The following is a 21,015-nucleotide window of genomic DNA, read 5'->3' on the forward strand; positions in this document are numbered from 1 at the left end:
TACCTATGGGCATTAAAGAAACTTTGCAAGCAAACCTGACCGAAGCAATTCGCAGCCGAGATGAAATCGTTTCGGGCACGATTCGTATGGTGTTGACTGCGATTACCAATGAAGAAGTATCAGGTAAAGAAGCACGCGTGCTGACAGATGCCGAAATTATTACTGTGCTTTCACGTGAGGCAAAGAAGCGCCGCGAAGCAGCAGAGGCGTTTGCTGATGCAGGTCGCGCGGATAAAGCAGCTCTTGAAAAAGCAGAGGGTGAAGTTATTGCTAAGTATTTGCCTGAGCAGATGAGCGAAGATGAGATTAAGAAACTTATTGCCGCGGCCATTGCACAAACTGGTGCAAGTGGACCTGGCGATATGGGCAAAGTAATGGGTGTTATTAAAGGACAAACTGCAGGAAAAGCAGATGGTGGAACAGTCTCTGGTCTAGTGAAAGAAGCGTTAAACAAATGAAATATGAATACGCAACAGTTCCATTGTTATCTCATGCAACAAAGCAGATCCTTGATACATGGGGTTCTGATGGCTGGGAACTCGTACAAGTAATTCCTGCACCCGGCACTGGCGAACAACTAGTTGCTTACATGAAGCGAGAAGTTAAGTGAGCACCGATGTTCGCGCAAAGCTTGCAGAACTTGGTCTAGAACTTCCTGTTGCTGCAAAGCCACTTGCCGCATACGTTCCAGCGGTTCGCACAGGAAACATAGTTTTTACTGCAGGTCAATTGCCATTAGTAAATGGCGAGATGGCAGGCACTGGAAAAGTTGGTGACAGCGTCACACCTGAGCGCGCTAAGGAGCTTGCACAGGTTTGCGCACTTAATGCTTTAGCAGCTGTTGCACTGGTGGCAGACGTAAACAAAATTTCTAAAGTTATCCGCGTAGTTGGTTATGTAAATGGCGCATCTGGATATATCGCGCACCCTGCAGTTGTAAACGGCGCATCAGAACTCTTTGTACACATTTGGGGTGAAGCAGGAAAGCATGCACGTTCTGCTATTGGTGTTGCTGAATTACCTTTGGATTCTCCCGTTGAAATTGAGTTAACGGTAGAAATCGCGGATTAGTTTTTGCCCATGACAAGAAAGTCCATCGCACTTGTCACGGGATTAGTTCTGATTTTTTCGCTGCCAACTTTTTCTGCCAATTCTGCGTCCATAAAAGCAGGTTTTGCATGTAAGAAATCTGGTCAGAGTATTGAATTCGACGGCAAGAAATATACCTGCGTTAAATCTGGCACAAAACTAAAGTGGAATAACGGAGTAATCATTCCGATTTCAATCCCTATTTCTGCAAGTGATTTAAGTGTGTGTAAAATTTCAGATCAACGCCCCTTGAACATGCGACACCGCGCGATTGCTTTTCCAGCGGAACCCGAACCTGGTTTCGTAAATACAGGTAGAGAGAAAATTGTTGTCGTTGGAATAGATTTTTCGGATTCTCCGGGGGACGGAACTCCAAAGGCTGCAATCGATGAAATTGTTAAGAACTCCACAGAGTGGCTCAATTGGTATTCACGAAAAAAGTTAACATGGGATTTTGTTACCTATGACAAGTGGATAAGAGCACCCAAAGAGTCACAAGCTTTAGATGTTGCTGAAGTTGGAGCAGACGCTCAGATCACCAGAGAGATTAAAGAAGAGTACGTATCTGAGATTCAAAAAGTTGTTAATGTCGAAAAAGCAGCCGCATTCTGGGTTATATATCCCGAAGGTATCCAGAAAATTGTTGCTGTCGGACAAAATAGACAGTGGTATCCGATTCAAACAAAAGATGGAGTAATAGCACCAGCAATGTTTGCCATCGGAAAAGAAACTTATGAATCAAAGCGAACTCCTTGGCTTTACTTGGCGCATGAAACTATGCACGCGCAAGGATTAGCTGGACACTCACCATTTATGCCACCAGTTATGGGTGGAATTATGAATTTTGATGACAGCCCCACACATTATTTAAACGCCTGGGAAGCTCTAACTTTAGATTGGGCTGAACCAAGTGATACTTATTGTGTCGATCTGAAAAAATTAAAGAAAACGCTCATAACTCTTGTTCCAATTGAACGAGAACAAAAAGGCATCAGTTCAGTGATGATCAAACTAGATCCGCATCGAGTATTGGTTGTGGAGTCTCACCGTATTGATAAATGGTCTCCACTGCTTAACAAAGAAGCACAAGGTGTGATGACGTACATTGTTGATACCGCAGTTAATAATCGCAATAAGTTATTTGAATCACCTGCCACGTATGTAAAACTGAACGGGGTGAACCACGGCCTAGTTTCTCTTCAAGGAAAGCCTGTGCCGGGATATGAGAATTTCGGAATTCATTTAGTAAATGGAGTTGGAATTGTCCAGAGCCGCTGGGACCTTAATTACGTGATGTACCAAGGGGAGTCTTTGAGTGCATACGGTGTGAAGATTTCACTAGTCAAATCAGGATCTAATGACACAATTCAAATTGAGAGAAAGTAACCTTACTTACCGCGCTTTGTTAGACGCTCTAGATCTGTAATCAAAACAGAGCGCCCATCTAGTTTGAGCCAGTTGCGACCAGCAAAATCTGCCAGTGCCTTATTAACTGTTTCGCGAGATGCGCCAACTAGTTGTGCAAGCTCTTCTTGGGTTAGGTCGTGATTAACAACTAGACCTTCATCAGTGGTTTTACCAAAACGTTCACCAAGATCAATCAGTGCTTTTGCAACACGACCAGGAACATCAGAGAAAACCAAATCACCAACTGCTTCATTGGTGCGACGCAGGCGTTGTGAAAGTCGAGCAAGTAAGTGAAGAGCAACATCTGGATTTTGACGTAACCAAGGAATTAACTTGTCATGGCCGAGTGACAAAAGTTTCGCATCTGTAACAGCTGTTGCTGTTGATGTGCGTGGGCCGGGATCAAAGAGGGAGAGTTCGCCAAACATTTCGCCTGGTCCAAGAATTGAAAGTAAGTTTTCGCGACCATCGCTGCTAGAAGTTCCGAGCTTTAACTTACCCTCAAGGATTACGTAGAGGTGATCGCCTTCATCGCCTTCGGCGAAGAGAATGTTTCCCTTAGTAATCTTGACGCTATCCATTGATGTGCGAAGTGATACGGCAGAGGCTTCATCTAGCGCAGTAAAAAGTGGTGCGCGACGAACAACATCTTCTTCTGGGGTCACGAAGGGTACTTTACTCGCATGAGCGCCGATAGGGAAACTCGCAGCCAAGCCAAGGCTGTCTATCGCATTTTATGTAAGACATATCCAAATATCAGGTGTGAATTAGATTTTACAAACCCACTACAACTATTGGTGGCAACTGTTTTATCTGCGCAGTGCACAGACAAAAGAGTCAATCAAGTAACGCCACCGCTTTTTAAAAAGTATAAAACCGCTAAAGATTATTCGCGCGCCAAGATAGAAGACATAGAAGAATTGATTTTTTCAACAGGTTTTTATCATGCAAAAGCCCGCAACATAAAAGGTTTGGCAGTAAAACTACAGAGTGACTTTGGCGGAAAAGTTCCGTCCACCTTAGAAGAGCTAATTACGCTGCCAGGTGTTGGCCGCAAGACAGCTAACGTTGTGCTGGGTCATGCCTTTGATATTCCAGGAATAACAGTTGATACGCACTTCGGTCGTTTATCTCGCAGATTTGAATGGACGGATTCAAAAGATCCAGTGAAAGTAGAAATTGATGTGCAAGAGTTAATTCCAGAGAAAGAGTGGACCAACTTGTCACAACGAATGATTTGGCATGGACGCAGAATTTGCCACTCACGCAAACCCGCGTGTGGTGCGTGCCCTGTGGCAAAGATTTGTCCTTCAGTTGGAATTGGCGAGATGGATAAAGAAAAAGCAAAGGCACTTGTGAAAACCGATAAGGATTTCAGATGAAACGTCTATCGGTTCTCTTAGTTGCGCTCTTATTTGTTAGTGGTTGCACGACGACGCCTTCCGCAATTTCAAAAGGCGAATTAGTTGATTGTGCATCACCATCTGTTGATTCAAATGTGAGTGGCACAGAACTTGAATGTTTAGATGGAAGCGCTGGGATAACCCTGGAAGCGCTGCGCGGCCCAGCAGTCGTTAATGTCTGGGGATCATGGTGCGGACCATGCAAAGATGAAATCCCTTATTTCGTTGATTTTTATGGCAAAGCAAAAGGCAAACTAGTTCTACTCGGTATCGATGTGGAAGAAGCACAGATTGGCGATGGTCGTCACTTTGTAGAAACTCGCGGCATCACATGGCCCAATCTTTATGATCCAGACGGCCGCACAGCATCAGCTTTAGGTATGGGTGTACCAATTACTTATTTCGTTGATGCAAAGGGCGTAACTGTCTACAAAAGAATTGGCGTAATTACATCAACTCAAGAACTTGAAGAGCTTACAGAGAAATACCTAGGGATCAGTATTTAGTCTTCATCCTTTGCGGTGCTTAATCCTTGTGAAATAAGCGCCATCACATTTGGATCTGCAAGAGTTGTTGAATCACCGACTGCGCGGTTTTCTGCTACATCTTTAAGCAATCTGCGCATGATTTTGCCACTTCGAGTCTTTGGTAATTCTTGAACCACAACAATCTGTCGTGGCTTTGCAATTGCGCCAATTTCTTTTGCAACGTGGGCACGCAATTCTTTAATCAACTCTTCTCCGCAAACATTTGGAATTCCACCACGCAAAATAACGAAGGCAACAATTCCTTGTCCTGTCATTTCATCGGCCGCACCAACCACCGCAGCCTCTGCAACAGCTGCATGTGAAACAAGTGCTGATTCAACTTCTGTTGTTGAAATACGGTGACCTGAAACATTCATAACGTCATCGACTCGACCCAGTAACCAGATTGCTGCATCAGTATCGATTTTTGCGCCATCGCCTGCGAAATAAACTCCATCAAAGCGCGACCAATACGTTTCTTTATATCTTTCTTCTTCGCCCCAAATTCCGCGCAACATTGATGGCCATGGTTTATCTAAAATTAAATATCCACCGTGACCAAGACCAACTTCTTTACCGTTGTCATCAACAACTTTTCCGCTGATACCTGGGAGTGGACGCATTGCAGATCCAGGTTTTGTATGTGTAACACCAGGCAGCGGTGAAATCATGATTGCACCAGTTTCTGTCTGCCACCACGTATCAACGATTGGACAACGGTCACCACCGATAACTTCGCGGTACCACATCCATGCTTCTGGATTAATTGGTTCGCCAACAGAGCCAAGTAAACGAAGTGATTTCAAGTTGTGTGCGTTAGGAAATTCATCGCCCCACTTCATCCATGTGCGAATAAGTGTGGGCGCTGTATAAAGAATAGAAACCTTGTATTTCGCAATGAGTTCAAAGATGCGGCCTTTATGTGGCGTATCTGGGGTTCCTTCATACATCACTTGTGTAGCACCATTAATAAGCGGTCCATAAACAACGTATGAGTGACCGGTAACCCAGCCAACATCTGCTGTGCACCAATAGACATCTGTCTCAGGTTTAATATCAAAGACCATCTTGTGCGTGTAAGCGACCTGGGTTAGATAACCGCCAGTTGTATGTGAAATTCCCTTTGGTTTAGCAGTTGTGCCGGATGTATACAAAATAAATAGCGGGTGCTCGCTATCAAATGATTGTGCAACATGTTCGGTGCTCTGGCGATCAACAATGTCGTGCCACCAGACATCTTTGTTGCTATCCCAATGTGTTTCTTGTCCCGTGCGCTTAACAACTAAAACGTTCTTTACATTTGTCTTTCCTTTAAGCGCATCATCGACTGCTGGCTTGAGCGCAAAAGGTGCACCTTTGCGATAACCACCATCGGCTGTGATCACAAGTTTTGCATCAGCATCTTGGATGCGAGATAAAAGTGCATCTGCAGAGAAACCACCGAAGACAACAGAGTGCGGTGCGCCAATTCGAGCACATGCGAGCATTGCAATTGCGGCCTCTGGAATCATCGGCATATAAATAGCAACGCGATCGCCATCTTTGATTCCAAGTTCAGTTAAAGCATTCGCTGTCTTTTTAACTTCAGTTAATAACTGAGCGTAAGTAATTGTGCGGGTATCACCAGGTTCGCCTTCGAAGAAGAAAGCAACACGATCTCCGCGACCTTGTGCAACGTGGCGATCTAGTGCGTTAACGCTTGCATTTATCTTTCCGCCAACAAACCACTTAGCAAATGGAACTTTCCAATCCAACACAGTTGTCCACGGTGCATCCCACTGTAATTCGTGTGCTTGTTTTTCCCAGAAAGCTAAGCGATCTTTTTCTGCTTCGTCATACATAGATGCTTGTGCATTAGCTTGTGCAATAAATTCCGCACTTGGTGGAAATAGGCGATTTTCATGGCCTAGTTTGGCGAGGGATTCTTGATTCTCGGACATATAGTCAAGGTTAGTCCGAGCGCCGATTTTTCAGAAGAGGCTAAAGGTGGTTGGATTAGCCGTAAGCCTCGAGACGGCCCAATGAAGAGCTCGCTCAAGAGAATTACACCGGAGTCAGAAATTCATTGGAGTTATAAATGCCAATTGCAACCCCTGAAATTTATTCAGAGATGTTGGACCGCGCTAAAAAAGGCGCCTTCGCATATCCAGCAATCAACGTTTCATCTTCACAGACTCTGATCGCAGCACTTCGTGGTTTCGCCGAAGCAGAATCAGATGGAATCATTCAATTCTCTTGGGGCGGTGCGGAATACGCATCTGGTTCAACGGTTAAGAACATGGTCGATGGCGCCGTGGCGCTGGCAGAGTTCGCCCACGTTGTTGCAAAGAATTACAAAGTAAATATTGCACTTCATACAGATCACTGCCCAGTTGAAAAATTAGATGGCTTCATGCGTCCGCTTCTTGCATTTGGCGCCGATCGAATTAAGTCAGGCAAAGGACCACTCTTCAGCTCACATATGTGGGATGGATCTGCAGTAGATATGCCAGAGAATATGAAGATTGCAGATGAACTTATTGAAAAATCACTTGCCGCACGAACACTTCTTGAAATCGAAATCGGTGTTGTTGGTGGAGAAGAAGATGGTGTTGAAGCAAAGCACGATGCCAAGTTGTACTCAACTCCTGAAGATGCGCTCATGACTGTTAAAACTTTGGGCATGGGAGAACGCGGTCGCTATATGGTCGCTGCAACATTTGGAAACGTACACGGTGTTTACAAGCCAGGAAACGTTGTACTGCAACCAAAGATATTGCAGACTCTTCAAGCTGCTGTTGCAAAAGAAAAAGGGTTACCAGCCGGAAGCAAGCCAATGGATCTTGTTTTCCACGGTGGTTCTGGTTCACTGCTTACAGAAATTCGTGAATCACTTGATTACGGCGTGATAAAGATGAATATTGATACAGATACGCAATACGCATTTACTCGGCCAGTTGTTGATCACATACTCAAAAATTATGACGGTGTATTAAAAATTGATGGCGAAGTTGGAAATAAGAAGACGTACGATCCACGCGCATGGGGCAAAGCAGCAGAAGCTGGAATGGCTGCTCGCGTTACACATGCATGCGAAGATCTTCGTTCAACCGGAACTTCGTTACTTAAGTAAATGCCAGCACTAGTACTCCTGGGTGCCCAATGGGGCGATGAAGGTAAAGGCAAAGCCACCGACATTCTTGGCGACCGTGTTGATTATGTTGTTCGCTATCAAGGTGGAAACAATGCAGGTCACACAGTTGTTATCGGTGATCAAAAATATGCATTGCACTTACTGCCTTCAGGAATTTTAAGTCCAAACGTAATTCCAGTAATTGGCAATGGCGTTGTGATTGATCCGGGTGTATTACTTGAAGAAATTAAAGGATTAACAGAGCGCGGTATTGATTGTTCAAAATTAGTAATTAGTACCAATGCGCACTTGATTACTCCTTATCACCGCACCATCGATAAAGTTTCTGAGCGCTTCTTAGGCAAAGCAAAGATCGGCACAACTGGCCGCGGAATTGGTCCTGCTTATGCGGACAAGATCAATCGCATCGGAATTCGTGTTCAAGATTTATTTGATCCATCTATCTTGCGTCAAAAAATCGAAGGTGCGCTAAAAGATAAGAACCAAGTACTTATCAAAGTCTTTAACCGTAAAAACATTGAAGTTGATGAAGTGTTGGATGAATACCTTGGCTACGCAGAAATCTTGCGTCCATATGTTGCAGATACTGTCTTGTTACTTGATCAAGCTCTCAAAGCTGGTAAAACAGTTCTGCTCGAAGGATCACAAGGAACACTTCTCGATGTGGATCACGGCACATATCCATTCGTAACATCGAGCAATCCAACTGCAGGCGGTGCTTGTACTGGTTCTGGAATCGGACCAACACAAATTGGTCGTGTTATCGGAATTGTTAAGGCGTACACAACTCGCGTTGGTTCTGGTCCATTTCCTACAGAACTCTTTGATGAAGATGGCGAAAAACTTCGCACCATCGGTGGTGAAATCGGTGTAACAACTGGTCGTGCTCGTCGTTGCGGTTGGTATGACGCACCGATTGCGCGTTATGCAGTTCGCGTGAACGGACTGACAGATTTCTTCTTAACAAAACTAGATGTACTCACTGGCTGGGACAAAATTCCAGTATGTGTTGCCTATGAAATTGATGGAAAGCGTGTTGAAGAATTACCAGCATCGCAATCTGATTTCCACCATGCAAAACCAATTTATGAATACTTGCCAGGATGGAAAGAAGATATTTCTAAGGCGCGCAAGGTGAGTGACTTACCAAAAGCTGCGCAAGATTATGTTGCTTTCCTTGAAAAGATTTCTGGTGCTCCAATGAGCGCCATTGGAGTTGGGCCAGGCCGAGATGAAACAATTGTTGTAAAGGATTTCATTTAAATATGAAAATCCTCCTAGTCGGAAGCGGCGGTCGCGAACACGCACTCGCACTAGGGTTAAAGGCAGATCCAAGTACAACTGAACTTCATTGCGCACCCGGTAATCCAGGTATTGCAGATCTTGCGTTATTACATCCACTCGATATAAAAAATAATGCAGCGATTGTTGCTCTTGCTAAAGAATTGTTGATTGACCTTGTTGTTATTGGTCCAGAAGTTCCGCTAGTAAATGGTGCATCAGATGCTCTGCGATCAGCAGGATTCGCTGTCTTTGGTCCATCAAAAGCTGCGGCGCAATTAGAAGGTTCGAAAGATTTTGCAAAAGGCGTAATGCGAGATGCTGGTGTGCCAACCGCGCATAGTTACACCTGCACAACTAAGGAAGAAATAGAAAAAGCACTCGACGAATTCGGTGCACCATATGTTGTTAAAGATGATGGACTTGCTGCAGGCAAAGGTGTTGTAGTCACAATAGATCGCGAAGTTGCACTTGCACATGCGTTGTCCTGCACACGAGTGCTCATTGAAGAGTACTTAAATGGTCCAGAAATATCACTGTTCGGTATTTCAGATGGCCGAAATATTATTGCGATGCAACCAGCACAAGATTTTAAACGCGCACTAGATGGCGACTTAGGTCCAAATACTGGTGGCATGGGTGCCTACTCTCCCTTGCCATGGGCACCAGATGACATCATCGAAGATACATACACACAAGTGCTTGCTCCAGTGATTGCCGAAATGGCAGCGCGTGGAACACCATTTATTGGTTTGTTATACGCAGGTCTTGCTCTCACTGATCACGGAATTCGCGTCATCGAATTTAATGCGCGCTTTGGTGATCCAGAAACACAAGTGTTAATTCCACTACTTAAAACACCACTTGCAACACTTTTGTATAAAGCTGCAACAAACGCACTCGATGATGTTGCGCTGCAATGGCGAGAAGAATCTGCTGTCACTGTTGTACTCGCTGCAGGCGGTTATCCAGAATCACCACAAACCGGTTCTGTAATTCTTAATATTCCAAATGTAAAAGAGACGCTTACTTTTCACGCCGGAACAACTAGATCAACTGCAGGACTAGTTTCAAGTGGTGGACGCGTGTTAAGTGTGACCGGAGTTGGTGAAGATCTGACAGAAGCACGAGACCGCGCATATAGGGCAATCTCGCAGATCACATTGCCTGGCTCTTTTTATCGCACTGATATCGCACTCAATGCGTCGGTCGCTGAGAAGGGCAACTAAATGAGAGAGAATGCACCAGTGAGCGTTTTAGCAGATAGATATGCATCCACCGCGATGCGCGAAATCTTCGCGCCAGAATCAAAAATTATTGCAGAGCGCAAACTTTGGATCGCTGTTGCTCGTGCGCAATCACAATTAGGTCATGCAATCCCTGAATCAGTAATTAAAGATTACGAAAAAGTAATTAGCAAAGTAGATCTAGCCTCCATTGATGCTCGCGAGAAAAAGAGCCGCCACGATGTAAAAGCACGCATCGAAGAGTTCAACGCGCTCGCTGGCCACGAAGCTATCCATGCAGGGATGACTAGCCGAGATCTGACTGAAAATATCGAAGCGCTACAGATTCGAAACGGTTTACAGATTGTTAATGACAAAGTAATTGCCCTGCTTGCTCGTCTTGGACAAAAAGCAGCACAGTACGCAGATCAACCAATTGCTGGTCGTTCACACAATGTGCCGGCACAAATCACAACTCTAGGAAAACGTTTTGCATCGAGCGCCGAAGAACTTCTCTTTGCATACGAAAGATTGTCATCGCTACTTGATCGATATCCAATGCGTGGAATTAAGGGTCCAGTTGGTACATCACAAGATTCGATTGACTTGCTCGGTTCAAGTGATGCGCATCAAAAATTAGAAAAAGCCATTGCAACCGAACTTGGATTTACCAATGTACTAGATTCAACTGGCCAGATTTATCCACGATCATTTGATTATGACGTCGTCACAACACTTGTGCAGATAGCTTCGGCTCCATCATCTCTTGCTACATCAATTCGTTTAATGGCTGGCGCCGAACTTGTCACCGAAGGATTTAAAGCTGGACAAGTTGGATCATCTGCAATGCCACACAAGATGAATACACGATCATGTGAACGAGTAAACGGTCTATCAGTTGTTTTGCGCGGTTATGCATCAATGGTTTCTGAACTCGCTGGTGATCAATGGAACGAAGGTGATGTTTCTTGCAGTGTTGTTCGTCGTGTTGCGCTGCCAGAGGCTTTCTATGCAATTGATGGCTTGCTAGAAACAATGCTTACTGTGCTGGATGAATTCGGCGCATTCCCTGCAGTTATTGCTGCGGAACTTGAAAAGTATTTACCATTCTTGGCTACAACAAAGATTTTGATGGCTGCTGTTAAAGCTGGCGTTGGCCGCGAAGTTGCACATGAAGTAATTAAAGAACATGCAACTAAAGCAGCGTTAGAAATGCGTGAAGGTAAAGCAAATAACTTGCTAGCAGCAATCGGTGCAGACTCTCGCATTCCATTAGATGCCGCTGCCCTTGCTGCTTTAATTAAGGATCCAATCGAATTTACTGGCGATGCTCGCCAACAAATTGCACGAGTTGTTAATCGCATTGACGCGATTACTTCCGCGCACTCTGCCGCAGCGCAGTACAAACCCGGCTCTATCAGGTGAGCGGCTTTGGCCTAGCTGGCCCACCGCCAGCGCCTTTAATAACTGGGTGGAAGCATCTGCGCACCGGAAAAGTTCGCGACCTTTATACAAATGAAGATAATGAAATTCTTTTAGTCGCATCAGATCGCATTTCCGCTTTTGATTGGGTTTTACCAACACCAATTCCGAATAAAGGCGCAGTACTAACACAACTCTCACTCTTCTGGTTTGAACTACTCGCAGACATTGTTCCTAACCATGTGATTAGCGATGATGTTCCGGGATCGGTTATTGATCGCGCAGTAATCGTGGCGCCCCTTGAAATGTTTGATGTCGAATGCGTTGCACGTGGGTATCTCACCGGCAGTGGATGGAGTGAATACCAGAGCAACTCATCTGTCTGTGGAAATACTCTGCCAGCAGGTTTGCTCGATGGATCTCAATTACCACAATCAATTTTCACGCCAGCAACAAAAGCTGAAATTGGTGATCATGATGAAAACATTGATTTCGCACAATGTGAAAAAATTGTTGGTGGAGATACTGCAACCGAACTTCGAGGGCTAACACTCAAGTTATATGAAACAGCATCTGAGTTTGCGCAATCTCGCGGAATCATTCTGGCTGATACTAAATTTGAATTTGGCACTGATGAAGATGGTGAAATCACACTCGGTGATGAAGCGCTGACTCCTGATTCATCTCGCTTCTGGGAAGCTTCCACATGGAAGCCAGGGGGCGCACAACCATCATTTGATAAGCAATTTGTCCGTGATTATTTGATTTCTAGTGGCTGGGATAAAAAGTCTCCGCCGCCGGAATTACCTAATGAAATAGTGGAAAAAACAGCAGCACGTTATGAAGAAGCATATTTCCGTATTACCGGCAGCCGGTTTAACGGATAAATTTAACTCCTAACGAAAGGCGCACTAATGGCAAAGATCGTGGTCGATGTGATGTTAAAGCCTGAAATCCTTGACCCACAAGGAACTGCTGTTGGTGCTGCGCTGCCACGTCTTGGTTTTACTTTTGCAAAGAGTGTTCGCCAAGGAAAAAGATTTGAAATTGAAATCGATGGCGATGCAACACCAGAACAATTAGCACAAGTAGAAAAAGCAGCCGAAACGCTTCTTGCTAATCCTGTTATTGAAACCTTCACTGTGAGAGTTGAAAAATAAGTGAAAGTTGGCGTCGTAACTTTTCCGGGAACACTCGATGACAGAGATGCCGCGCGCGCAGTGCGCTTTGCAGGCGCTCAAGCGATTTCACTCTGGCACGGAGACGCGGATCTTCACGGAGTGGATGCGGTAATTCTTCCTGGCGGATTTTCCTACGGTGATTACTTACGTTGTGGTGCAATCTCTCGCTTTGCATCAGTGATGCAATCAATTATCAAACGCGCAAATGACGGCATGCCACTTCTTGGAATCTGCAATGGTTTTCAGGTTTTATGCGAAGCGCACTTATTGCCTGGGGCTCTAACACGCAATCATGAACTTCACTTCTTGTGTCGTGATCAAAAGATTTCAATTGAAAATACTACGAGTGCATGGACTACTTCTTATTCACAAGGACAAGAGATTGTTATTCCACTAAAAAATGGTGAAGGTTCTTTTCAATGCGATGATCAAACACTTGCCGCGTTAGAAAACGAAGGCCGCATCATTGCTCGCTATGTTGGTGAAAACCCAAATGGATCGCGCAACCTGATCGCAGGAATTACAAATGAACGCGGCAACGTCGTTGGTTTAATGCCACACCCAGAACACGCAATCGATACATTAACTGGACCAACCCCTGAGGGGCTTGGTTTTTTTACATCGCTTCTGCACTCAATGGCTGGCAAATAAATGGCGCTAGATACCGTTGCATCAGCCACGACATCTCCGGATACGAAACAACCATTTCTTGAACTTGGATTAAAAGAGGATGAGTACGCACGTATTCGCGAAATTCTTGGGCGTAGACCAACATCTTCTGAGTTAGCAATGTATTCAGTGATGTGGTCAGAGCACTGTTCATATAAATCTTCAAAGGTTCACTTAAAACAATTTGGTGACAAGGCTGTTAAAACAGATGCACTACTTGTTGGTATCGGTGAAAACGCTGGCGTTGTTGATGTCGGACAGGGTTATGCAGTTACTTTTAAAATCGAATCACATAACCACCCATCATTTATCGAGCCGTATCAAGGAGCAGCAACCGGCGTGGGCGGAATCGTTCGTGACATTTTGACTATGGGTGCCAGGCCAATTGCAGTCATGGATCCACTTCGCTTTGGTCCAGCAGAAGCTGCAGATACTCGTCGCGTATTACCAGGTGTCATTGCAGGAGTTGGTGGTTACGGAAATTGTTTAGGACTTCCAAATATTGGTGGCGAAGTTACATTTGATGAAACATATGCTGGCAATCCACTTGTTAACGCACTCTGCATCGGAGTGATGAAACATAGCGATATTAAATTAGCGAAAGCTGCCGGTGCTGGAAATCTTGTTGTTTTATACGGCGCGAAAACTGGTGGCGATGGAATCGGCGGCGTATCTGTTCTTGCATCAGAAACATTTGGCGCATCAGGTCCTGCAAAGCGACCAAGTGTTCAGGTGGGCGATCCATTCGTTGAAAAAGTTTTGATCGAGTGCTCACTAGAAATATTTGCGGAAGATTTAGTCGTTGGTATTCAAGATTTGGGTGGCGCGGGCCTTTCATGTGCCACATCAGAGCTGGCATCAGGTGGCACAGGCGGAATGGCTGTAGAACTTGATCGAGTGCCACTTCGCGACCCATCACTGTCACCTGAAGAAATTTTGATGTCAGAATCACAAGAGCGCATGTGTGCAATCGTTGAACCAAAGCACATTGATCGTTTTCTAGAAATCTGTAAGAAATGGGATGTAACAGCGACAGTTATTGGTGAAGTAACAACTGGTGATCGTCTAGAAATTACGTGGCACGGTGAGTTAATTGTTGATGTTCCACCACGCACAGTCGCTCACGAAGGCCCTGTCTACCAACGACCATTTGCAGAACCTGCTTACATCAAGCAAGTAAATAGTGAAAAAGTAAATGTCCCACTTCCAACTAACGCGGCAGAAATTAAAGCTGCGGTATTAAAACTTGCTGGCACGCCAAACTTGGCAGATAAATCCTGGGTTACTTCTCAATACGATAAGTATGTACAAGGCAACACTATTCAAGCCCAACCAGATGATTCTGGAATGGTGCGAGTTGATGAATCAACACACTTAGGTGTCGCAGTTTCAACCGATGCCAACGCAAATTGGTCGTACTTAAATCCATACGAAGGTGTGAAACTGGCATTGGCCGAAGCTGCTCGCAATATTGCAACAGCGGGTGCGGCCCCACTTGCAGTTAGTAATTGTCTTAACTTTGGTTCTCCTGAAGATCCAGGCGTGATGTGGCAATTTGCCGAAACTGTTCGCGGTCTTGCAGATGGTTGTTTAGAGATGGGTTTACCTGTTACGGGCGGAAACGTTTCGTTCTATAACCAGACTGGCAGCACTGCAATTTTGCCAACACCAGTTATTGCAGTTCTGGGTGTCATCGAGGATGTTCGTACTCGCACACCAATGAGTTTTGATCGTGCAGGACTTCATCTCTATTTACTTGGTGACACTGGCGAAGATTTTGCCGGGAGTGAATGGGCATTTATTCACGGCATCCGCGGGGGTCAATCACCACAATCAGATTTACAAGCTGCAATGCGCCTAAATACATTACTTGTCGCAGGGCGCACAGAAAAGATTTTCACTGCAGCACATGACTTAAGCCAAGGTGGTTTATCTGCAGCGCTTACTGAAATGGTTTTACGTCACGGAATTGGTGCAACAGTGACACTGGAAAACGCTGCTGTTGATCTATTAAGTGAAACCCCAGGACGCGTGATTGTTGCAATTGATCCAAGTAAAAAGCATGTACTGCACGCACAAGTAACTAAGGCAAAGATTTCCTGCACGCACATCGGCACAACTGGTGGAGAGTCACTGACAATCAATGATTCAGTAATTCAACTGACTGAATTACGTAAAGCTCATACCGAAACATTTCCAAGGTTGTTCGGATGAGTAGAGACCCGCAAATCATGATCGAAGTAAAAGCAACACTTGCGCTGCTCGAATCAAAAGCACCTGGGCGCGCCATAGAAGTTCGAATTCCGCCTTATGCAGCAATTCAATGTGGCGAAGGTCCAACGCACACACGCGGCACACCACCAAATGTCATTGAGATGAAAGCTGATACATGGCTATCACTTGCTCAAGGCGTCACAACCTGGGCAGATGAAATTGCTGACGGAAAAATAATCGCTTCAGGTGCGCGCGCCGATTTGTCGCAGTACTTGCCCTTAACGGATAAGAATTAGGATTAGACATGGCCCGCCGTCCCGATGGATTACTCAATCACAATCTCTTTGATGCAGATCGTGGGCCACAAGATGCGTGCGGTGTATTCGGTGTCTGGGCGCCAGGAGAAGAAGTAGCAAAACTTTCTTTTTACGGTTTATATGCACTTCAACATCGCGGTCAAGAATCTGCAGGAATTGCAACAAGTGATGGCGAACGCATCACGGTCTATAAAGATATGGGATTGGTTTCACAAGTATTTACTGAAAGTGATTTAGTTACTCTAAAAGGCGATCTTGCTATTGGTCACTGTCGGTATTCCACAACTGGATCTAGTACGTGGGTAAATGCGCAACCAACACTGCGCCCAACTAAGTACGGAACACTGGCTTTAGCCCATAACGGCAACCTAACAAATACGGGCGATCTCGCAGAGTTGGCACACAAACTCGATAAAGATCACAATAAAGATGAACGTGGCGCAACTACAGATACAGAAATTATGACCGCGCTCATTGGTTTGCAAGATGAAAAGAATGTTGAAGCAAGCGCTCTTGCAGTATTGCCAAAACTAGAAGGCGCATTCTCACTCGTCTTTATGGACGAACACACTTTGTACGCAGCTCGCGACCGCCACGGTGTACGCCCACTAGTTATTGGAAAATTAGAAAATGGCTGGGTCGTCGCATCCGAAACAGCAGCACTCGACATCGTTGGCGCAGCATTTGTTCGTGAAGTAGAACCTGGAGAATTCTTAGCAATTGACTCTGATGGTCTGCGTTCGCAGATGTGGTCAACTCCCGAACCAAAGGGCTGCATATTTGAATACGTTTATCTTGCGCGTCCCGATACAACAATTGCTGGTCGCGGTATCCATGCAACTCGCGTTGCAATTGGAAAACGATTGGCCGCAGAACATCCAGTTGAAGCTGATTTAGTAATTCCTGTTCCAGAATCTGGCACACCATCTGCGATTGGCTATGCAGCAGGATCTGGAATTCCTTACGGTATGGGATTAGTTAAGAACTCATACGTTGGTCGCACATTTATTCAACCCAGCCAAACAATTAGGCAGCTTGGCATTCGCTTAAAACTTAATCCTTTGAAAGAGATTATTGAAGGCAAACGCATCATTGTCGTTGATGACTCAATCGTTCGCGGCAACACACAACGCGCGATTGTTCGAATGCTTCGCGAGGCAGGGGCGCGAGAAATTCACGTCCGTATTTCTAGCCCACCTGTTAAGTGGCCATGTTTTTATGGAATTGATTTTGCAACACGCGCCGAACTCATTGCAAGCGGATTAGACGTTGAAGAAATTCGCAGATCAATTGGCGCGGACTCACTTGGTTATGTATCCCTCGAAGGATTAATCGAAGCCACAGAAATAGCTGAAAAGAACTTATGTAGCGCTTGTTTTACAGGCAAATATCCAATTGCAATTCCTGCTGATTTGTCTGAGGGCAAAGCGCGCCTTGAAATTACAGAAGTACATGGGCATAACTAATGTCGACGTATAAAAGTTCTGGCGTTGATATTGATGCAGGAGATCGCGCTGTTGAATTAATGAAGGCATCAATTGCAAAAGCCACGCGTCCAGAAGTACAAGGTGGCATTGGTGGATTTGCTGGACTCTTTGATGCAAGCGCACTCAAAAAATTTAATAAACCACTTCTTGCGACATCTACAGATGGCGTTGGCACAAAAACAGAGATTGCTCGCGCAATGGGAATCTATGACACTATCGGTGAAGATTTAGTTGCGATGGTTGTTGATGACTTAGTTGTCTGTGGGGCAGAACCACTCTTTATGACCGATTACATTGCAGTTGGAAAAGTAATCCCAGAGCGCATCGCAGATATTGTTGCTGGCATTGCGCGCGGATGCGTAAAAGCAAATACTGCACTGATCGGCGGCGAAACCGCTGAGCACCCAGGATTACTTGCAGAAGATGAATTCGATATTGCAGGCGCCGCAACTGGCGCAGTTGATGCTGACAAACAACTCTCGAAAGAGAAAGTAAAAGCAGGAGATGTGCTGATTGCAATGCCTGCATCTGGTTTTCATGCAAATGGTTATTCACTTATTCGCCATATTCTGAAAGAAGAGAAGTTAGATCTTGGCAAGCAATATGGTGACCTCGACAAAACACTCGGTGAAATTCTTTTAACTCCCACAGAGATTTACACTCTTGATTGTTTGGCACTCATCAAATTACTCGGCGAAAACTTGCGAACATTTAGTCACGTCACCGGTGGTGGCTTGGCAGATAACACTGCACGTGTTGTTCCAGATGGCTTAGTAGCGAAGTTCGATCGCAGTACATGGTCACTTCCACAAGAATTAATTTTCATGGCGCACGAAGGTGGCGTTCCACAAAACGACTACGAACGCACCTGGAACTGCGGAGTTGGCATGGTCGCCATCATCGATGCCGCATCGGCAGACCTGGCGATCAAGGCCCTTGCCGCGCGGGGAATGCAGGCGTGGGCCGCTGGCTCAGTTGGCGCCACAACGCCTGGGGCTGCCCGTGCTGCTTTGGAAGGCGACTACCGATAGCGATAACCTACGGCTCTGGTAGATACACACCGTTGAGGTAAGGAGGTCACGCTATGGGGCGCGGCCGAGCAAAAGCGAAACAGACAAAAGTAGCTCGCGATCTTAAGTACAACTCACAAGAGATGGATCTTGATCGTTTAGCAAAAGAGTTACATAACGAAGGACAACCAGCGCAGGATCAAGAATCAGATGATCCATACGCTGATGGCAATTATATTCCTCGTGCGTAGATAAAAAATGCGCCCGACTCCGTACGTCGCATCACTTCGAATCTATGAACCACTTTCGGCATTTGATCCTGTTGATCGTTTGCGCTGGACATCTATTGATCCAGAAAAAGATTCGCGCACCGAAGAACAATCGTTAGCACTTCGCAGAATTATTTTTCCAGAGCCACCAGCCGGACGACCAGATGGTGCGCATATTTTAGATATCGACGGCGTTCGCTACGTTTCGCCTTGGTCAACTGCTAATCGTTGTTGGGCCGCCCTTGATGATTTTAAGGATTCGATGCCAAGTTCAGTTACAAAGTTTTTTGTTCCAGAATCTCTTGAAGATGTCATCACTGCAGGAGTTGAACAACTCGAAGATAAAGTTCCACATATTTTGACACAAACCTGGGTTATTCCACCACGATGGTTTTCACTCTTTGCACCAGAAGAACGAGTCCGCGGAATCGATAACGATGGTCACTACACATTAATGCGCGCTCGCATCGCCGATGCCAAAGCACGTTGCCAAGTTGCGCACGAAACTGTGCAACGCGCATTTGGTCCTGGACCAGTTGAAGGTGAAATTGAAGAGTTAGAAGATTGGCTAGATTTATTTCATCCGCAATCACTCGTTGAATTAGATTACGGTGGGCTCGCTAATTATTTAGATAAAGCCCTCCGAGATTCTGGCGAAAGTGGATTAGATGCTGATACATCCGTTGAAGATGTCTTGTCATCATTAGCTGGCCTTGCAGCAGGGGATGGATCACTTGCAGGACAGGGATATGAGCGTTTGGTTTCGCGTTGGCGCAAAGTTGGCGCGTACGAATCGGCTATGTAGTACCTAAAAATTCACTAAAACTGTATTGCTTTTGACCTATCCAAACCTAGATACTTCACTCCATAAGGTGCAATACGGACAACCGAATTGCGAGAACCTTCGAGCGTTAAATGGTGGATATGAATCGATTAACTGATGCAGAAGTTTTGCTCACTCCCGCCGAAGTAGCCGCTCTATTTCGAGTAGATCCAAAGACTGTTACACGTTGGGCACAAGCAGGAAAACTCACATCAATTAGAACCCTCGGTGGTCACCGCCGTTACCGCGAATCAGAAGTTCGCGAATTACTAAAATCAACTCAGAGCAACTAATTTCTTCTTTTTCTTTATGAATTACTCAATTACGCAGTACCTGTTGTTGGGTGCTGTTGCGCTGGTCTATGTCGGTGTGATTACTGGTCCAATGCGCAAGATTGCGATTCGCTATAACGTAGTTGATTCACCAGATATGGCGCGTAAGATTCAAAAAGAGCCGGTGCCTTATCTAGGCGGTGTTGCAATCGCTGTTGGCGTTGTTGTTACTTCATACATCGCACTAGTTGCAAAAGATTTCAACCTTAAATCTCTAGGACTTGCCAGCTCCGTTCTAGTACCAGCAATTCTTATCTCTGCAATGGGACTTTGGGATGACTTACGCGGCCTACAACCATGGCCGCGTTTAATTGCCCAAACATCTGCTGGCACAGCGATGGCGCTGATTTTGATTGCCACAGACACAATGGGATTTGCACTCGGCAACACTTTTCTAAACGCCGCAGTCTCTATTTTTTGGATTGTCGGAATTACAAACTCCATTAACTTCTTTGACAACCTGGATGGCGGCGCCGCTGGCACAGTTGCGATTGCCTCGTTCTTTCTATTTCTTATTGCAAATACTGAAGGCCAGATACTCGTTAGCGCACTCGCCATTGTTGTTTGTGGCTCCACAGCAGGATTTTTGCTCTGGAATAAATCTCCTGCAAAGATCTATATGGGCGATGCCGGGGCTTTGTTTTTAGGCATTGTTATGGGCGTTCTTACTATTCGCCTTGATCCAGGAGTTAAACCACAAGTGCTTTCACTAGTTATCCCGATTGCTCTGCTTGCAATTCCGATTCTTGATACAACAGTTGCAGTCACATCACGTCTATATCGCGGGATCTCACCATTTACTGGCGGTCGCGATCACTTGTCGCATCGTTTAATGCGCATTGGCATTCATCGTAAATACGCAGCGATCACTCTGTGGGCGGCATCAGGTGTCTATGGGCTGTTGGCATATGCCATCTATCAAACTGAGAATTCGATCTTTGCCTATGTTGCTGGCGCTGGATGGATCGGACTGCTCGTGTTTTTCTTGCGTATCTCTAGCGAAGATAAGTAGTAAACTTCTTCCATGGCCGATAACAAGAAACCCGCAGATGATGCTCGCGCAAAGTTTTTAGAAGCTCTTGAGAAGAAAAAGAGTAAGAACGCACCTGCTCCAAAAGAAGGACGCTCTTCTGGTTCTAAAGTGAGCGGTGGTCAAGCAACTGGCGGTGCACCAGGTCGATTCCAACGTAAGTCTGGATCTTCTGGTTCTGCAGCTGGTTAATTC

The 21,015-nt window shown here is 45.4% G+C and carries 24 protein-coding genes; 22 read left to right on the forward strand and 2 right to left on the reverse strand.

Features of this window, described 5'->3' with window-relative positions:
* Positions 1-5: 5 nt before the first annotated feature.
* Genes PHILAsVB114_RS00365 through PHILAsVB114_RS00375 form a run of 4 tightly spaced genes read left to right on the forward strand, consistent with a single transcriptional unit; the run spans position 6 to position 2,475 of the window.
* Entirely contained in the window at positions 6-458 is a 453-nt protein-coding gene (locus PHILAsVB114_RS00365; RefSeq protein WP_095697443.1) for a GatB/YqeY domain-containing protein, read from the forward strand.
* On the forward strand, positions 455-610 hold the full coding sequence (locus PHILAsVB114_RS06935) for a Sp36 family protein (protein ID WP_157906129.1): 156 nt from the start codon (positions 455-457) through the stop codon (positions 608-610). Before PHILAsVB114_RS00365 ends, PHILAsVB114_RS06935 begins: the two co-directional genes overlap by 4 nt.
* Positions 607-1,071, forward strand: coding sequence for a RidA family protein (locus PHILAsVB114_RS00370; protein ID WP_095697444.1), 465 nt, complete (start codon positions 607-609; stop codon positions 1,069-1,071). Before PHILAsVB114_RS06935 ends, PHILAsVB114_RS00370 begins: the two co-directional genes overlap by 4 nt.
* Before the next feature lie 9 nt (positions 1,072-1,080).
* Complete coding sequence (locus PHILAsVB114_RS00375) at positions 1,081-2,475, forward strand: hypothetical protein (RefSeq protein ID WP_095697445.1); 1,395 nt, start codon at positions 1,081-1,083, stop codon at positions 2,473-2,475.
* 2 nt (positions 2,476-2,477) lie between these two features.
* Here PHILAsVB114_RS00375 and PHILAsVB114_RS00380 read toward each other — a convergent pair whose 3' ends face one another.
* A complete protein-coding gene (locus tag PHILAsVB114_RS00380) occupies positions 2,478-3,161 on the reverse strand; it encodes a Crp/Fnr family transcriptional regulator (RefSeq protein ID WP_095697446.1) in 684 nt (227 codons plus the stop codon).
* A gap of 18 nt (positions 3,162-3,179) precedes the next feature.
* On the opposite strand from PHILAsVB114_RS00380, the gene nth reads away from it, so the two are divergent.
* Together nth and PHILAsVB114_RS00390 are read left to right on the forward strand one after the other, a co-directional pair.
* The gene (gene nth, locus PHILAsVB114_RS00385) at positions 3,180-3,878 is read left to right on the forward strand and encodes an endonuclease III (protein WP_095697447.1); all 699 of its coding nucleotides are present in this window, start codon (positions 3,180-3,182) and stop codon (positions 3,876-3,878) included.
* Positions 3,875-4,405 (forward strand): TlpA family protein disulfide reductase, encoded by a 531-nt coding sequence (locus tag PHILAsVB114_RS00390; protein WP_095697448.1) that lies wholly within the window; start codon positions 3,875-3,877, stop codon positions 4,403-4,405. Before nth ends, PHILAsVB114_RS00390 begins: the two co-directional genes overlap by 4 nt.
* Here PHILAsVB114_RS00390 and acs read toward each other — a convergent pair.
* Entirely contained in the window at positions 4,402-6,366 is a 1,965-nt protein-coding gene (gene acs, locus PHILAsVB114_RS00395) for an acetate--CoA ligase (protein WP_095697449.1), read from the reverse strand. The genes PHILAsVB114_RS00390 and acs overlap by 4 nt on opposite strands.
* Before the next feature lie 137 nt (positions 6,367-6,503).
* On the opposite strand from acs, the gene fbaA reads away from it, so the two are divergent.
* The 16 genes from fbaA to PHILAsVB114_RS00475 all read left to right on the forward strand — a co-directional run bounded on the left by fbaA (position 6,504) and on the right by PHILAsVB114_RS00475 (position 21,012).
* Positions 6,504-7,538, forward strand: coding sequence for a class II fructose-bisphosphate aldolase (gene fbaA / locus PHILAsVB114_RS00400; protein ID WP_095697450.1), 1,035 nt, complete (start codon positions 6,504-6,506; stop codon positions 7,536-7,538).
* On the forward strand, positions 7,539-8,822 hold the full coding sequence (locus tag PHILAsVB114_RS00405) for an adenylosuccinate synthase (protein WP_095697451.1): 1,284 nt from the start codon (positions 7,539-7,541) through the stop codon (positions 8,820-8,822).
* A gap of 2 nt (positions 8,823-8,824) precedes the next feature.
* Positions 8,825-10,069: a phosphoribosylamine--glycine ligase gene (purD, locus tag PHILAsVB114_RS00410; RefSeq protein ID WP_095697452.1), complete on the forward strand. Its 1,245-nt coding sequence runs from the start codon at positions 8,825-8,827 to the stop codon at positions 10,067-10,069.
* Positions 10,070-11,491, forward strand: coding sequence for an adenylosuccinate lyase (gene purB, locus PHILAsVB114_RS00415; protein WP_095697453.1), 1,422 nt, complete (start codon positions 10,070-10,072; stop codon positions 11,489-11,491).
* Positions 11,488-12,375, forward strand: coding sequence for a phosphoribosylaminoimidazolesuccinocarboxamide synthase (locus tag PHILAsVB114_RS00420; RefSeq protein ID WP_095697454.1), 888 nt, complete (start codon positions 11,488-11,490; stop codon positions 12,373-12,375). The genes purB and PHILAsVB114_RS00420 overlap by 4 nt, the downstream gene beginning before the upstream one ends.
* A gap of 27 nt (positions 12,376-12,402) precedes the next feature.
* Positions 12,403-12,648 (forward strand): phosphoribosylformylglycinamidine synthase subunit PurS, encoded by a 246-nt coding sequence (gene purS, locus PHILAsVB114_RS00425; RefSeq protein ID WP_095697455.1) that lies wholly within the window; start codon positions 12,403-12,405, stop codon positions 12,646-12,648.
* Positions 12,649-13,320, forward strand: coding sequence for a phosphoribosylformylglycinamidine synthase subunit PurQ (gene purQ / locus PHILAsVB114_RS00430; RefSeq protein WP_095697456.1), 672 nt, complete (start codon positions 12,649-12,651; stop codon positions 13,318-13,320).
* The gene (gene purL, locus PHILAsVB114_RS00435; protein ID WP_095697457.1) at positions 13,321-15,552 is read left to right on the forward strand and encodes a phosphoribosylformylglycinamidine synthase subunit PurL; all 2,232 of its coding nucleotides are present in this window, start codon (positions 13,321-13,323) and stop codon (positions 15,550-15,552) included. It begins immediately after the preceding gene.
* Complete coding sequence (locus tag PHILAsVB114_RS00440; RefSeq protein ID WP_095697458.1) at positions 15,549-15,848, forward strand: sterol carrier family protein; 300 nt, start codon at positions 15,549-15,551, stop codon at positions 15,846-15,848. Before purL ends, PHILAsVB114_RS00440 begins: the two co-directional genes overlap by 4 nt.
* 8 nt (positions 15,849-15,856) lie before the next feature.
* A complete protein-coding gene (gene purF, locus PHILAsVB114_RS00445) occupies positions 15,857-17,335 on the forward strand; it encodes an amidophosphoribosyltransferase (RefSeq protein ID WP_095697459.1) in 1,479 nt (492 codons plus the stop codon).
* Positions 17,335-18,387 (forward strand): phosphoribosylformylglycinamidine cyclo-ligase, encoded by a 1,053-nt coding sequence (purM, locus tag PHILAsVB114_RS00450; protein ID WP_095697460.1) that lies wholly within the window; start codon positions 17,335-17,337, stop codon positions 18,385-18,387. Before purF ends, purM begins: the two co-directional genes overlap by 1 nt.
* A gap of 53 nt (positions 18,388-18,440) precedes the next feature.
* Positions 18,441-18,617 carry a DUF3073 domain-containing protein gene (locus PHILAsVB114_RS00455; protein WP_095697461.1) on the forward strand — a complete coding sequence of 59 codons (177 nt, stop codon included), beginning with the start codon at positions 18,441-18,443 and terminating at the stop codon, positions 18,615-18,617.
* Positions 18,618-18,624: 7 nt separating this feature from the next.
* Complete coding sequence (locus tag PHILAsVB114_RS00460; RefSeq protein ID WP_095697462.1) at positions 18,625-19,440, forward strand: DUF8083 family protein; 816 nt, start codon at positions 18,625-18,627, stop codon at positions 19,438-19,440.
* Between the two features lie 119 nt (positions 19,441-19,559).
* Entirely contained in the window at positions 19,560-19,751 is a 192-nt protein-coding gene (locus tag PHILAsVB114_RS00465; protein WP_095697463.1) for a BldC family transcriptional regulator, read from the forward strand.
* Between the two features lie 16 nt (positions 19,752-19,767).
* Positions 19,768-20,802: an MraY family glycosyltransferase gene (locus tag PHILAsVB114_RS00470; protein WP_095697464.1), complete on the forward strand. Its 1,035-nt coding sequence runs from the start codon at positions 19,768-19,770 to the stop codon at positions 20,800-20,802.
* Between the two features lie 12 nt (positions 20,803-20,814).
* Positions 20,815-21,012: a DUF5302 family protein gene (locus PHILAsVB114_RS00475; protein ID WP_095697465.1), complete on the forward strand. Its 198-nt coding sequence runs from the start codon at positions 20,815-20,817 to the stop codon at positions 21,010-21,012.
* The last annotated feature ends 3 nt before the right edge of the window (positions 21,013-21,015 follow it).

Origin of the sequence: Candidatus Planktophila limnetica (assembly GCF_002288365.1) — a bacterium.
Classification (GTDB): domain Bacteria; phylum Actinomycetota; class Actinomycetes; order Nanopelagicales; family Nanopelagicaceae; genus Planktophila; species Planktophila limnetica.

What these genes read in the sequence shown, in the direction of transcription:
- purB (WP_095697453.1), top strand. Translation starts at nt 10,070, where the DNA reads ATGAGAGAGAATGCACCAGTGAGCGTTTTAGCAGATAGATATGCATCC.
- purS (WP_095697455.1), top strand. Translation starts at nt 12,403, where the DNA reads ATGGCAAAGATCGTGGTCGATGTGATGTTAAAGCCTGAAATCCTTGAC.
- purL (WP_095697457.1), top strand. Translation starts at nt 13,321, where the DNA reads ATGGCGCTAGATACCGTTGCATCAGCCACGACATCTCCGGATACGAAA.
- acs (WP_095697449.1), bottom strand. Translation starts at nt 6,366, where the DNA reads ATGTCCGAGAATCAAGAATCCCTCGCCAAACTAGGCCATGAAAATCGC.
- purM (WP_095697460.1), top strand. Translation starts at nt 17,335, where the DNA reads ATGTCGACGTATAAAAGTTCTGGCGTTGATATTGATGCAGGAGATCGC.
- PHILAsVB114_RS00470 (WP_095697464.1), top strand. Translation starts at nt 19,768, where the DNA reads ATGAATTACTCAATTACGCAGTACCTGTTGTTGGGTGCTGTTGCGCTG.
- PHILAsVB114_RS00475 (WP_095697465.1), top strand. Translation starts at nt 20,815, where the DNA reads ATGGCCGATAACAAGAAACCCGCAGATGATGCTCGCGCAAAGTTTTTA.
- fbaA (WP_095697450.1), top strand. Translation starts at nt 6,504, where the DNA reads ATGCCAATTGCAACCCCTGAAATTTATTCAGAGATGTTGGACCGCGCT.
- nth (WP_095697447.1), top strand. Translation starts at nt 3,180, where the DNA reads ATGAGCGCCGATAGGGAAACTCGCAGCCAAGCCAAGGCTGTCTATCGC.
- PHILAsVB114_RS06935 (WP_157906129.1), top strand. Translation starts at nt 455, where the DNA reads ATGAAATATGAATACGCAACAGTTCCATTGTTATCTCATGCAACAAAG.
- purD (WP_095697452.1), top strand. Translation starts at nt 8,825, where the DNA reads ATGAAAATCCTCCTAGTCGGAAGCGGCGGTCGCGAACACGCACTCGCA.
- purF (WP_095697459.1), top strand. Translation starts at nt 15,857, where the DNA reads ATGGCCCGCCGTCCCGATGGATTACTCAATCACAATCTCTTTGATGCA.
- PHILAsVB114_RS00440 (WP_095697458.1), top strand. Translation starts at nt 15,549, where the DNA reads ATGAGTAGAGACCCGCAAATCATGATCGAAGTAAAAGCAACACTTGCG.
- PHILAsVB114_RS00375 (WP_095697445.1), top strand. Translation starts at nt 1,081, where the DNA reads ATGACAAGAAAGTCCATCGCACTTGTCACGGGATTAGTTCTGATTTTT.
- PHILAsVB114_RS00390 (WP_095697448.1), top strand. Translation starts at nt 3,875, where the DNA reads ATGAAACGTCTATCGGTTCTCTTAGTTGCGCTCTTATTTGTTAGTGGT.
- PHILAsVB114_RS00455 (WP_095697461.1), top strand. Translation starts at nt 18,441, where the DNA reads ATGGGGCGCGGCCGAGCAAAAGCGAAACAGACAAAAGTAGCTCGCGAT.
- PHILAsVB114_RS00460 (WP_095697462.1), top strand. Translation starts at nt 18,625, where the DNA reads ATGCGCCCGACTCCGTACGTCGCATCACTTCGAATCTATGAACCACTT.
- PHILAsVB114_RS00405 (WP_095697451.1), top strand. Translation starts at nt 7,539, where the DNA reads ATGCCAGCACTAGTACTCCTGGGTGCCCAATGGGGCGATGAAGGTAAA.
- PHILAsVB114_RS00365 (WP_095697443.1), top strand. Translation starts at nt 6, where the DNA reads ATGGGCATTAAAGAAACTTTGCAAGCAAACCTGACCGAAGCAATTCGC.
- PHILAsVB114_RS00465 (WP_095697463.1), top strand. Translation starts at nt 19,560, where the DNA reads ATGAATCGATTAACTGATGCAGAAGTTTTGCTCACTCCCGCCGAAGTA.